The organism is Stenotrophomonas sp. YJH_SMC_27 (assembly GCF_059369815.1).
In genome coordinates this window covers 63,456-75,531 of sequence record NZ_JCAFTA010000010.1, presented here as the reverse complement: position 1 = coordinate 75,531, position 12,076 = coordinate 63,456, and the positions used below count along the sequence as shown (strand labels likewise).

General features: G+C 63.1%; 12 protein-coding genes, 2 tRNA genes and 1 pseudogene. 11 read left to right on the top strand and 4 right to left on the bottom strand.

Annotation, left to right across the window (positions count from 1 at the left end):
• Positions 1–9: 9 nt before the first annotated feature.
• A complete protein-coding gene (gene pgsA / locus AC5P7R_RS15510; protein WP_021203601.1) occupies positions 10–636 on the top strand; it encodes a CDP-diacylglycerol--glycerol-3-phosphate 3-phosphatidyltransferase in 627 nt (208 codons plus the stop codon).
• Between the two features lie 114 nt (positions 637–750).
• Positions 751–826 (top strand) — tRNA-Gly (locus tag AC5P7R_RS15505).
• A 63-nt stretch (positions 827–889) separates the two neighbouring features.
• Here AC5P7R_RS15505 and AC5P7R_RS15500 read toward each other — a convergent pair.
• On the bottom strand, positions 890–1,069 hold the full coding sequence (locus AC5P7R_RS15500; RefSeq protein WP_146256781.1) for a hypothetical protein: 180 nt from the start codon (positions 1,067–1,069) through the stop codon (positions 890–892).
• Positions 1,070–1,175: 106 nt separating this feature from the next.
• Between AC5P7R_RS15500 and AC5P7R_RS15495 the strand changes: the two genes are divergently transcribed.
• The 3 genes from AC5P7R_RS15495 to AC5P7R_RS15485 all read left to right on the top strand — a co-directional run bounded on the left by AC5P7R_RS15495 (position 1,176) and on the right by AC5P7R_RS15485 (position 2,804).
• Positions 1,176–1,307, top strand: coding sequence for a hypothetical protein (locus tag AC5P7R_RS15495; RefSeq protein ID WP_260808501.1), 132 nt, complete (start codon positions 1,176–1,178; stop codon positions 1,305–1,307).
• A 36-nt stretch (positions 1,308–1,343) separates the two neighbouring features.
• Complete coding sequence (locus AC5P7R_RS15490; RefSeq protein ID WP_207050033.1) at positions 1,344–1,730, top strand: NAD(P)/FAD-dependent oxidoreductase; 387 nt, start codon at positions 1,344–1,346, stop codon at positions 1,728–1,730.
• A gap of 591 nt (positions 1,731–2,321) precedes the next feature.
• Positions 2,322–2,804, top strand: coding sequence for a hypothetical protein (locus tag AC5P7R_RS15485; protein ID WP_146205507.1), 483 nt, complete (start codon positions 2,322–2,324; stop codon positions 2,802–2,804).
• 104 nt (positions 2,805–2,908) lie between these two features.
• On the opposite strand, the gene AC5P7R_RS15480 is transcribed toward AC5P7R_RS15485, so the two are convergent.
• On the bottom strand, positions 2,909–3,586 hold the full coding sequence (locus AC5P7R_RS15480; protein ID WP_146256782.1) for a hypothetical protein: 678 nt from the start codon (positions 3,584–3,586) through the stop codon (positions 2,909–2,911).
• Between the two features lie 343 nt (positions 3,587–3,929).
• Here AC5P7R_RS15480 and AC5P7R_RS15475 point away from each other — a divergent pair.
• The 6 genes and pseudogenes from AC5P7R_RS15475 to AC5P7R_RS15450 all read left to right on the top strand — a co-directional run bounded on the left by AC5P7R_RS15475 (position 3,930) and on the right by AC5P7R_RS15450 (position 9,851).
• Positions 3,930–5,035: pseudogene (locus tag AC5P7R_RS15475) on the top strand (NAD(P)/FAD-dependent oxidoreductase).
• A 117-nt stretch (positions 5,036–5,152) separates the two neighbouring features.
• Positions 5,153–5,228, top strand: a tRNA-Gly gene (locus tag AC5P7R_RS15470).
• 367 nt (positions 5,229–5,595) lie between these two features.
• Positions 5,596–7,059 (top strand): efflux transporter outer membrane subunit, encoded by a 1,464-nt coding sequence (locus AC5P7R_RS15465; RefSeq protein ID WP_478405741.1) that lies wholly within the window; start codon positions 5,596–5,598, stop codon positions 7,057–7,059.
• Positions 7,056–8,195 carry an ABC transporter permease gene (locus AC5P7R_RS15460; RefSeq protein WP_227853862.1) on the top strand — a complete coding sequence of 380 codons (1,140 nt, stop codon included), beginning with the start codon at positions 7,056–7,058 and terminating at the stop codon, positions 8,193–8,195. Before AC5P7R_RS15465 ends, AC5P7R_RS15460 begins: the two co-directional genes overlap by 4 nt.
• Before the next feature lie 10 nt (positions 8,196–8,205).
• On the top strand, positions 8,206–8,934 hold the full coding sequence (locus AC5P7R_RS15455; protein WP_459389587.1) for an ABC transporter ATP-binding protein: 729 nt from the start codon (positions 8,206–8,208) through the stop codon (positions 8,932–8,934).
• Positions 8,931–9,851, top strand: coding sequence for an HlyD family secretion protein (locus AC5P7R_RS15450; protein ID WP_459389586.1), 921 nt, complete (start codon positions 8,931–8,933; stop codon positions 9,849–9,851). The genes AC5P7R_RS15455 and AC5P7R_RS15450 overlap by 4 nt, the downstream gene beginning before the upstream one ends.
• 6 nt (positions 9,852–9,857) lie before the next feature.
• Here the strand turns inward: AC5P7R_RS15450 and AC5P7R_RS15445 are convergent, their stop codons facing one another.
• Entirely contained in the window at positions 9,858–10,109 is a 252-nt protein-coding gene (locus AC5P7R_RS15445; protein ID WP_111102021.1) for a hypothetical protein, read from the bottom strand.
• A gap of 192 nt (positions 10,110–10,301) precedes the next feature.
• Complete coding sequence (locus tag AC5P7R_RS15440; RefSeq protein WP_495214023.1) at positions 10,302–12,014, bottom strand: hypothetical protein; 1,713 nt, start codon at positions 12,012–12,014, stop codon at positions 10,302–10,304.
• Positions 12,015–12,076: the final 62 nt, after the last annotated feature.

Here is a 12,076-nt window from a genome sequence, read left to right as displayed (position 1 = left end):
CACGCAAGCATGAAGTTGACCCTGCCCACCTGGCTGACGTTGTTGCGGATCGTGATGATCCCGGTGCTGGTGCTGGTGTTCTACCTGCCCTACACCTGGACCAACTTCGCTTCGGCGGCGATCTTCGGCCTGGCCGCGATCACCGACTGGCTCGATGGCTGGATCGCCCGCCGTTACCAGCTGGAGTCGGCCTTCGGCGCCTTCCTCGATCCGGTCGCGGACAAGCTGATGGTGGCAGTGGCGCTGTTCCTGATCGTGCAGGGCCATCCGACGCCGTGGATGGCATTCTGGGCGGCGGTCATCGTCGGCCGCGAGATTGCAGTATCGGCGCTGCGCGAGTGGATGGCCGAGCTGGGCCAGCGCGCCAAGGTGCGCGTGGCGATGATCGGCAAGATCAAGACCACCGCGCAGATGGTCGCGCTGCTGTGCCTGCTGTATTCGGTGGCCCCCAACGTGCCGGTGGAAGACATCTGGATGGGCTGGCCGGTGTTCCATATCGGCGACTGGACCCTGGCGATTGCCGCGGTGCTGACCCTGTGGTCGGGCCTGCAGTACCTGCATGCCGCCTGGCCGAGCCTGCGCGAAGACGAGCGCGCCGCACGCGAGCGCTCGCGGCAGAAGAAGCTGGGCAACTGACCCCATCGATGCGCGTATTCACGCATGGCGCGGATACGCGACGCCGGGCACCTCGCAGACCCTGAAAAAAGCGCTTGACGGCATCCTTGGAATAGGTAAAATTTCGCCTCCCAAGCGGGAATAGCTCAGTTGGTAGAGCGCAACCTTGCCAAGGTTGAGGTCGCGAGTTCGAGTCTCGTTTCCCGCTCCAGATTCAAGAAAAACGCTCCCGCAAGGGGGCGTTTTTCGTTATGCGCGGCGGTACCCGCGCAGATCAATCATTGTCCTGCGCCGTCGCGCGCCAACGCATGCCGGTGATGCGCGCTTCCTCGCGTGCCACCTGGCGGTCCGCGAACCACTCCTGCACATCACCGGCGAAACTCGCCGGGCGTCCCTTGCCCTGCACGCCCTCGGCAATCGAGGCCAGGTTGGAACGTGCCAGTTCTTCGCGCATGGCCTTCTGCGCATTGATCATCACCGCGTGGATGCCGCACATACCGCGGTTGGCCCAGCGGGTGGGGCACCATCAAACAGCGCGCAGCGCCCACAGGGAGCTGGGTGTGTCCTGGCGTCTGGGCTCGGGCGTCGCTCGCGGGGATGCGGAGGGCGTGACGTTGGAAAACGGAGAACGCATCGACGCCGCCACCGTTGTCTGGAAGGCCGGTGCACGTGCCAGTGCGTTGACTGCTTAGATTCCTGGCTAGCACGATGCGGTGGGTCGCCTGCATGTGGATCGCACTCTCAAGGCGAAGAGTGTCGACGCGGTGTTCGCCACCGGCGACTGCGCGCATGCCGCCACCGATGACGAGGGCAACGTGGCGATGATGTCCTGCCAGCACGCGATGAACCTGGGGCGCTCCACCGGACACAACGCCGCGGCTGACCTGATCGGGGAAGCGATGATTCCGTATGCGCAGCCCAAGTACGTGACCTGCCTGGACCTGCGGCCGTGGGGTGCTGTCTACACCGAGGGCTGGGATCGCCAGGTAACGCTGTCCGGCGCTGAAGCCAAGGCGCTCAGGACCCGGATCAACACCGAATGGATCTATCCGCCCACGGGTGAGCGTGCGGAGATCCTGGCGTCTGCAGATCCGCTGCGGATTGTGGTGGCCTGACGGCGCAAAGCAGTCCTGCAAGCAACGTTCTCGAACGGGGGCGTTGCTTCTGCCCGATAGTGGACGCTGCGATCTCTCTCCACCTGGGATCTCGACATGGTCATCGTTGGTGTCAGCTTTGCGGACGGCACCTACCTGTTGGTCGTCGCACGAAACGGTTGTGGCTGGATGCAAGGCGGACGTCGGTGGCGAGTGAACAACGCAGGCAACTTTGAATGAATTGATCGTAGTGCTCGACAGCTGCGCAGAATGTCGCAAATGGTCAGCTGACATGACAGAGACCTCGGCGTTGTGCGATATCCAGAGCATCGGTAGCGCTTTCGCAAGCGACCTCTCTCTCACAGTGAGTTCAGCCGGGCTTGCCCCTTGGTACAGTTGCCATTGCTGACGTGATGGGCCAGGAAGAACCAAGAAAGTACGAGTTGATGGAGAAGCTGTGTTGGTGGGCCCCTTGCGCTCAGCTGCTTTTCCATCTGCATATTGACTGCACGGCGCAATGCTCATCGCTCAATGGACGGGCGTTGGAATGCCAGCTTCATTGATATGAATGGACGCCGAAACCTTCTATTCATCTACATCCGGAGTTTCATAATGATTCGACCGCTGGTTGCCGTCGGGATGCTCGTTTTTTCCGTCAATGCGCATGCGACTCCTCTGGGGTATGACAAGCAAGCCGAAGTTTCCCTTATTGATGGGCGGCCTGCGATCTGCCTTCCGAAAAAGGCCCGATCACCTTTCCCCATAGGCTGGGCAACGTTGTCTGAAGCCAGTGATCAGAACGATGGGGTCTGGAGCATTGAACTGAAGGATGGTGCTGCACCATTGATGCTGAAACCCGGTGACTGCTTCTCATATGGGCGTGTGCCCAGCTCATACGCTGTCGAACCCTTGAGAGGAAAGGAGAGAGTGTTGGAGCTGCGGCCAGGCTTGGCGTACGTGTTCAGGCTGAATTCTTCTGTGCACTCAGCAGAGGCCTATTCGGTGTTGTTCTGCACTGGCCGGAAGCAGACGGAAGGTCGCGAAATTGAATCCATCAAGAAGGTAGACGACAGGACGAGGCAGTCCTCATGCTGATTCATAAGGTCGGAGTCTGATGCGGCGGTCCTTTCGTAGCGCGCGGTGCTTCGTTGGCTGCGATGCATGGTGCGTGGATCAGTAGCGCTCCCTGACAATCCTTGTCATTTCTGATAGAGAGGAGCTTCCATCGGGTCCAGCGTAACGTGTAGGCGAACGCTCACTTCTTTAAGATTCTTACGATCGAGATTGACCTCTTTTCTCCCGTCGCAGATCAGTAACTTCCTCAACTCTTCCTTGGAAGAGCTGCTTCGATGAACGAGTTGCTTGCAGTGCTGGGTGAGTCGAAGCTCCTTGATCCCCGCATTCAGAGAAGTAGCGTCTTCGGTTGCATCTCGGACATGTAGATGGAAGCGGTACTCCCCTGAATTGATTGCGCTCTTTCTAGGTTCGTTCTGGAGTGTTAGTCCGACCGTTTCCAGTGGCAGTTTGCAAGCTCCGATGGAGTAATGCACGGGGATGTCTACACGTGATGGCTTGGATTCATCCGGGCTGGATAGATGAAATGCCTTTGTGACAGATCTCGGGCCGGGGATGTTGCTCACAAAGGAGGTTACTCCGCTGCAGTTCAGATCTTTCGCATCTCGTGGTGCATAGTGTGCGACAAGAGTCATGTGCAGCTGTGCCGGCAGTTGGGCTGTCAAGTTGAATGTTCTCGAAGATGCGCGCGTGGTCGTGGAAAGTGCAATTTCCTTGCTGATGACAGCCGCCGTCCGGCATCCCGATGTGATTAATGCCATCGAAACCAATAGCAGTGAAAGGGTGGTGCGGCCGGTTGCCAAGATGAGAGGTCCTGTCGAGGCCCAATGGGTTGTGCGAAGTGACATTCGATAGTGCTGCCAGAGCGATGGAATCGCGACATTTCGTTATAGATGCTCGAAGTAGGATCAAACATGCAACTAGTTGCAGAATATGCTGAATAGGTAAGAATGAATGCATCAGGAGAGTAAGTTGCGTTTCCTGATGAGGTGATGCGCAAAGAGTCGAAGCAGAAAAGCGATCCCGAAACTGAAGACGTTTTCCCGTTGGCAAATTGCATGCTTCATCCCCACTTCACCCACACTCCATCGCCCCTCCAACCGCGCTAGCGAAGCTGCATTTCCGACTCTCCACGGCGATGCCGCAATGCCTCACACTCCCTCCGCCTACGATCACGATGTGGTCATCGTCGGCGCCAGTTTCGCCGGTGCCGCCTGCGCACTGGCTGCCGCCCAGTACGGTCTGCGCGTCTGCGTGCTGGAACGCAAGGCCGACCCCGGCGAGCGCCTGCACACCACCGGCATCGTGGTGAAAGAGGCGATGGAGCAGACCTGGCTGGGGCGCATGCCCGAGCACCTCGTGCAACGCGTCGCAAACGTGCGCCTGTATGCGCCGAACCTGCGCAGCGTGTTGCTGGCCGCGCCGGGCTATTACTTCCTCACCACCGATACGCCGAACGTGATGCGTTGGCTGGCCAGCGAACTGCGCGCGAACGGTGTCGACCTGCGCCTGCAGCAGTCCTTCACCGACGCTCGTCGCTGTGGTGACGGCTGGCAGGTGGAAGGGGCAGGGCGCTGCGCCTATCTGGTCGGTGCTGATGGCGCACGCTCACGCGTGGCCCAGCGCACCGGCCTTGGCCAGGTGCGCGACACCCTCTACGGCGTCGAGCGCGAGTTCGCCGGCCTGCAGGTGGCGCAGGGCAATGCGCTGCATTGCTTTGTCAGCAAGCGCTACGCGCCGGGTTATATCGGCTGGGTCGCGCAGAATCCGACCGGCCTGCAGGTCGGATTGGCGCTGCGTCATGACCCGCAACAGGTACGGCCGCCGGATATCGACGGCTTCCTCGACCACGTGCGCGATGGGGTCGGCATTCCGCCTTCGGCGCGTCCCTCGGGCACCCGCGCAGGGCTGGTGCCCTGCGGCCGGCCGGATGGGCCGATCACCGGCCAGCGCGTGATCCTGACCGGCGACGCGGCGGGCATCGTCTCGCCGCTGTCCGCCGGGGGCATCCACTCTTCGTGGCGGCACGGCTGGGCGGTCGGTGAGGCGATTGCCCGCCATCTGCGTGGCAAGGGCCAGAAGCGGAACGGGTGGCGCGTCAGGTCGCCCCGGCGTTCCATGGCAAGCGCGTGCTGCGCTGAGCGATGGATCATCTGCAGGCCGATTGGCCGCTCGATGTACTGCTGCATACAGCGGTCATGCGCCGCATTGCCGAACAGGTCTACTTCCATCGCCGCGGGCTGCGCACGTGAAGGGAGCAGGCAGGGGCGCCTGAACGCCACCCCCTCACTTCTCGTGAAAATTCCTGTTGACGCCGTGCAGCAATCCCGACACAATAGCGCTCCTTCGACGCAGGTCGAACGAAATCTGCGGGAATAGCTCAGTTGGTAGAGCGCAACCTTGCCAAGGTTGAGGTCGCGAGTTCGAGTCTCGTTTCCCGCTCCAGATTCAAGAAGAACGCTCCCGGAAGGGGGCGTTTTTCGTTTGTCGTTTGTCGGGCCGGATGCGCCCATGGGTCGCCAGCAAGCGTTCGAGGCCGGTGGAGCGGTCAGCGCGACCACGATGCACCGACAGCCACCGCCGTGATCGAAGCGATTGGCTGCCAGCGGCGAGGATGTTCACGCGTGCGGCACGTCGAGCCGGGGAGACGTCGCAATGTGCAATGCGCCGTGAAAAGCATCCAGTGTTCTGTACCGGGAACGCGTTGAAAGCGCAGTGAAAGACTGGGGCAGCGCTGCCTGAACCGCACGCGTGTGGTGACCGTTTTCGGACCAATTCTCCATGTTCGCTCCACAATCGCACGGTAGCCTTCATGCTCCTTCTACACTTTGGCGGGCTGGTGGTCAGGCGTATCACTTCAGTGGCAGTGCCCAGGACCGGGCGCGGACTCTCCCTGCAGGCAGTGCTGCGCCCGGGCGCGCTGCTGACCAGCCTGGCGCTTGCAGGTTGCATGTCGGTGCCGGCTCCGGACCTGCCTGATCGCACACCCAGCACCTGGACCCAGGTGCCGCAGGGCCAGGGCGTAGCGGTGGATGCCAGGCAGTGGTGGAAGGTGCTGGCCGACCCGGCGCTGGACGGCCTGGTCGACCAGGCCATCGCCGGCAACCTTGATCTGCAGCAGGCCACGTTGCGCCTGCAGGCGGTGCGCATCGTCGCCGGCGCCTCCAACGCGCGCTTCCTGCCGGAAATCACCGCCAGCGCCAAGCAGGTACAGGACGCTGCCGCTGTCGACACCTACTTCCATGCCGGCATCGAAGCGATCTGGGACCTGGGCCTGTTCGGTGCCGCCGAGAGCGCGCAGTTGAGCGCTCAGGCCTCGGCCGGCAACGCCATGGCCCTGCGCAATGCAGCGCAGGTGGCGGTGATCGCCGATGTGGTACGCAGCTATCTCGACCTGACCGTGGCGCAGGCCCAGCAGGATCTGCTGGTCCGACAGCAGGCCGTGGACGACCGCGGCGAACAGCTGGCGCTGGTCCGTCAGAGGCTGGGTCTGGATGAGCCGGGCGAGCTGGAACGGCTGCGCGCGCGCCAGGCGGCCACCCGTGCGGCCATCGCGCAGGCGCGGGAAAACGCCGACAACGCCGCCCGTGCGCTGGCATTGCTGCTGGGCCGCGAGCGTCCGGATCCGGCCTGGCACGCCTACCGCACCCCGCCGACGCTGGGTGCGTTCACGCTGCAGCAGGTCCCGGCTGACCTGCTGCGACATCGACCGCAGATCCTGCTGGCCGAATCGGAAGTGATGCAGGCCGCCGCCAGCAAGGGCGCGGCGCGCGCTGCGATGTATCCGCGGATCAGCCTGGGTGGCTCGATCCTGTACGCCTACAACCTCACCCAGAACGCCCGTTCCAATTCCGACTCCAGTCCGTCGATCGGCCCGTACATCGATATTCCGCTGTGGGACTGGGGCCAGCGTCGCGCGCGCTTCCATGCCGATGAGAAGCAACTGGACGCCGCATTACTCGGCTACCGCAAGGCCGTGCTGGAAGGCGTGAGCGAAGTGGAAGCTGCACTGGGCAGCCTGGCGCGGCAGGACAGCAGCATCCAGTCGCTGCGCGCGGCCAACGATGCCGCCGGGCAGCAGGTCAAGCGCCAGGCGCGGCAGGTGCAGCTGGGCCTGTCCAGCGAGTTCGATGGGCTGGATACGCAGCGTGCCGCATTGGCCTCGCAGGCCGACCTGATCGGTGCTCAGGGGGCGCGCGTGCTGGCCTTTGCGTCGCTGTACCGCGCCCTCGGCGGTGCCCCGCTACCTGCCGAGGGTGAGGGCGAACCACAATGATCGCACTCGCCCGCAAGACCCTGGCCTATGAGTGGCGCCGGTTCCTGCCGGTGGTGCTGGCGATGTGTTTCGCCGGCGTGCTGCTGATCGTGCAGGCGGCACTGGTGCTGGGCATCTTCGGTACCGCTGCGATCTACGTGAAAGCGTCCTCGGCTGATATCTGGGCCGGTTTCCCCGGCACCCAGAGTGTCAATTACGGCCATGCGATCAGCGCGGATGTGGAAAGCCATCTGCGCATGGACCCGGATGTCACCCGCGTCGAGCCCTACGAGTGGGTCGATGGCGAATGGCGGTCCGGCGCCCAGGGCACCGGCAATGTGTCGGTGTACCTGTCCGGCATCTCCACCCGGGACGACGCGATGATGTTCGCGCGCATCCTCCCTGCCGACCTGCGCGCACAGCTGCGCGAGCCGGGTGCGGTGATCGTCGACAGCGCCGATCTGGATACGCTGGGCGTGGACCTGCAGAACAACCGTGCCTGGATCAATGGCAAGGCGGTGCGCGTGGTCGCTGCACAACCGGGCCTGCGGGGCCTTGGTGGTGTCAACGTACTGGCCTCGCTGGACACCGCGCGCGCCATCGCCGGCACCGACCCACACGCGGGAAGCACCTATTTCGTGGCGGGCCTGCGCTCGCCGGACCTGGCCGACCGCGTGCGTGACCGCCTGGCCGCGTCGATGGGCCAGGCCACACCGGTCGAGTTCTGGACCGCGCCGGCGTTCGCCAGCCGTTCGCAGCAATACTGGCTGTTCGACACCGGCGCCGGCATCGCGGTGCTGTTCATGGCCGTCATCGTCTGCTTCGTCGGTGCGGTGATCACCAACCAGTCGTTCGCCTCGGTAGTGGCAGGTTCGGTGCGCGAGTACGCCACGCTCAATGCACTCGGTGCAGGCCGCTATGCGCTGGCACGGGTGGTGTTCGAGCAGGCATTGCTGATCGGTGGCGTGGGCATGCTGCTGGCGGCGGCGTTCAGCACGGTGGTGCTGTTGATCGCGCAGACCCAGCGCGTACCGGTGCAGCTGACGCCGATGGTGATCCTGGGCTGCGTGGCACTGGTCGCGGTGATGGCCATGCTGTCGAGCATCATGGCGGTGCGCAGTGTGGTCCGCTCCGATCCATCGTTGCTGCTGCGTTGAGGACCGGCCGATGACTTCCACACGCGCCATCGCCCCGACCCTGCAGGCCGAAGCATTGGAAAAAGGCTTCATGTCCGGTGATGTGCAGGTGCCGGTGCTGCGTGGCCTGTCGCTGGACATCTATCCCGGCGAGCTGACCTTGGTATCCGGCCCGTCCGGCTGCGGCAAGAGCACGCTGCTGTCGCTGCTGTCCGGCCTGGCCGCACCCGATGGCGGTCGCGTGCACGCGCTGGGCCAGGACGTGGGCCACATGACCCGCAGTGAAGTGGAGCGTTTCCGCCTGCACCATGTCGGCTTCGTGTTCCAGGGCTTCAACCTGTTCCCGGCACTGACTGCGTTGGAGCAGGTACAGCTGCCACTGGGCTACCGCGGCATGCGCAATCGCGAAAGCGAGCCGCTGGCCCGCATGGCTCTGGAAGAAGTCGGCCTCAGCCACCGCAGCCACATGCGCCCGGCGCAGCTGTCCGGTGGTGAGAAACAGCGCGTCGCTGTCGCCCGCGCGTTCGCCAAGTCGCCGACGTTGATCTTCGCCGACGAACCCACCAGCGCGCTGGACGCCGAGAACGGTCAGCGCGTGATCGACATCCTGCATCGCTATGCGCGGGCGCACGGCGCCACCGTGCTGTGCGTGAGCCACGATCCGCGCCTGATCCAGCATGCCGATCGGGTGATCGCCATGGAAGACGGCATGGTCCGTGATGACCGCCGCCAGAACGAAACCGTAGAGTCCGCCCCATGATCAAGACGCCGCACCTGCTTCCCCTCAGCCTGGCCCTCTCCGCGGCACTGCTGCTCGGCGCCTGTTCCAGGGAAGCGCCCACCGCTGCATCGGCCCCCTCAGGCAAGGAGGGTACTGCCGCCGCCGGCAAGGTCGCCGTGGCGCGGGGCATCATTGACGTCGAAGGTGGCCTGATCGCACTGGCACCGCCGGTGGATGGCTCGATCATCGCCGCACCGGTGAAGGAAGGCGCCACGGTGAAGAAGGGGCAGCTGCTGCTGTCGCTGGATGGTGCCCTGCTGGAGCAGGAGGTGGCGATGGCCAGCGCCGATCTGGCCTTGGCCAATGACCGCCTGAAGGGCAGCCAGGCGCAGCTGCGCGAACTGGAGCGCAACGCCACTCGCCTGTCCACGGGCGCCAGCGAAGGCGTGTCCTCGAACCAGCAGGCCGATGCAGCCAAACAGCAGCTGGCCGGCGTGCGCGCCGATGTCGACGTGGCCGGTGCGCAGGTCGACATGGCGCAGCACAAGCTGGAGCACGCGAAGCTGAAACTGCAGCAGATGTCGTTGAGCGCGCCGGAAGCCGGCACCGTGGTCGGCCAGGTGCCGGGCGTCGGTGCCTTCGTGCAGGCGGGCAAGCCGGCGATCTCGTTGCTGCCGGCGCGCCCGCTGCAGGTGCGCGCCGAACTGAGCGCCGCCTACGCCGATGCGGTGCAGGTAGGCATGAAAGCGGCGGTGGTACCGGACAGTGATGGTGCCGAGAACACCGGCACGCTGCCGACCGCACGCGTGGTACGCATCAGCCCGGTGTTCGCGCAGGCACGCCTGCCTGAAGATGCAGGGCGTGGCGTGGCCAAGGTGGTGGAGTGTGTGCTGGAGTTCGATGGCGAGGCCAAGGCGCGCTTCGGCCAGCACGTGCGGGTAGAGTTCCGGAAGTAGGTCCGGTCAGCCGTTGAGCCAGCGGCGTAGGCGCGGGCAGGCGTAGGCCGCGACCACGACCAGTAGTGCCACAAGAAGAAAGGCGGCAACGGCGAGCACCCAGTTCAAATGCACATCGCGCACGGGTGATTGGTGCCTGGCGGTCACGCCCCAAAGTACTGTCCAGCCCAGCCAGGGAAAGGCACAGACAAACATCCGCAGCCACAGGCGGTGAAACCGCCATGGCTGCACGATCAGGCCCAGGACAACAATCTCCACCAGAATGATCAGCGCGAAGGTGAAGACTGAATTTGTGGGGTAAGGCAGTGTCCCGGGCGCGATGTGACACAGTTGCCAGTAGTCTGGCTTGAAGCCGGCATGGATGAGTGCGAAGGCCAGCAGCAGCCATATAACGGATGCGGATAGCTAGAAGGCCTGGACTGCCGTCGGTTTCTGAAAGAACTCTGGCATCTACTCGGGCAGGTATCCCTGCTGCTTCCAGAAGTTCACCGCGAACGCATGATCTTTTGCGAAGTAGGGTGTTCTTCCTTTCAGTAGGCCTGAATTTGTGCCGTGCATTTCCCTTGCGCCACGCTTGAAAAGTTGTAGTGCGTCGGCCAGCGCCTCCCCTCCGACAGGATCTATCTGAACCGGTGAGTCTTCAGTGCGCAGGTCTGCCTTGTAACGAATGTGAACGCGCTCCCGTCCATCCATGCAGGTCTCAACGTAGTAGTAGTAGCTTTCGGTGACGCTGCTACCGTCGGTCTGTTGAAGTTCCCGTGAAAGTCGGAGCATGGGCCCCTCGCCGCCGGGCCCGCGTTTCTCTTGGCGAAACGCCGCATGACAGTGACCCACCCACAATCCGCAACGGTCACCATCGCCATAGTCGTCGTATGGCTGACAGATCGGAAGCGCCAGTAGACCGCGTATCTCGGCCGCTGAAATTGTCTCCGCAGTCCTTTTTCGGTTCGATGCGCCTTCCTCAAGAAATCGCCACCCGCCGAGGATGAGTGCGATGAAGGGTGGCTGGATGTCATGTGACTCAACCTCGTCCCATTCGCGCTGATCCTGTCCAGCATCGCTGCAGATGTACTTCAGTAGGATCCAGCCAGATCCAGCACATCCTATGTAAGAGGCCGTGGTGCTGGCGGTTGCATCGGTGCGCCACATTACGAGGCGTGCAGCGATGTTCTTCGAAGGATCTTCCATCTGCACGGTGTATACGCGGGCGTCGGCGTCGGCGTCGGCGTCGGCGGTGCCAGCACTTGCTAGAAGTGAGATGCCGCTGCGGTGGAATTCATAGGTCCGGGTATCCATGGGAAGCATGTCTTCTCCACAAATGCGTAGCAGGCTTTCTGCACTGACAGTGGCGTCGCTAAACAGGTTCATTGTGCATAGCATCGGGTCTCGCGCTGACAGACCCTCCGCACGGATGACGCTCTTCCCGGCAGTGAGCCTTTGCAGCATGGCTCCCGCGTCCAATGACCAGAAGCTGTCCGGACCCTCGGATTCGCGTAACAGACAATCGGGTTCGATGATCTGCTCAATTCCGTCGTCAATGATGGCTTCGTCGTCCATCCTGCGAATGCAGTGAACCGAGCCATCGAATTGCATGGAGTAGTCGGTCTGAATGAGAAGCGCTGCCTGGGTGTTCCCGACCACGTGCAGTTCCCCGTGGTTGTAGTCGCCCCAGAACAGCTCGCGGACCAGTAGGTTGCCGCCTACGCGGATTTCCTGTCCGCCGACGATGGCATTGGTTGTCGTCAGGTCGCCCGAGACAAGCAATCCGCATGCGCCGTCGGTTTCAAGGCTGTGAACATGGCGTGCTATCTCTGCATTGCCGCGAACCAAGATGAAACGGATGTACGCACCAAGATCTTCTTCCCGCCACGGGGCCAGCGGGTCGTCCAGGTCCAGCGTGTCGAGCTTGAGGTCGCCATCAACCAAGAGAACCAACTCATCGGGATCGCCCCAGACGTAGTGCTCTGGTGCGTATGTTGAGTCCTGCGGTACCTCATCCTTGATGTCGGCGTATCGGACGACCTGAAAGGGGCAGGCTGCGGAAAGTCGCGTGGCAAGTTCCAAGGGCGTAATCGGGCGGTCTCCAGCCATTGCTGGCAACGCTGCGTCAAGCGGATCCGCGTCGTCGGGGAGCTGTGATGCCCGCTGGCTCGACTGCTGCATGATTTATCCCGGTTTGGCAGAGGCATATGCAGAGCAGCGGCAGTGAAAGTATTGCCGGCGCT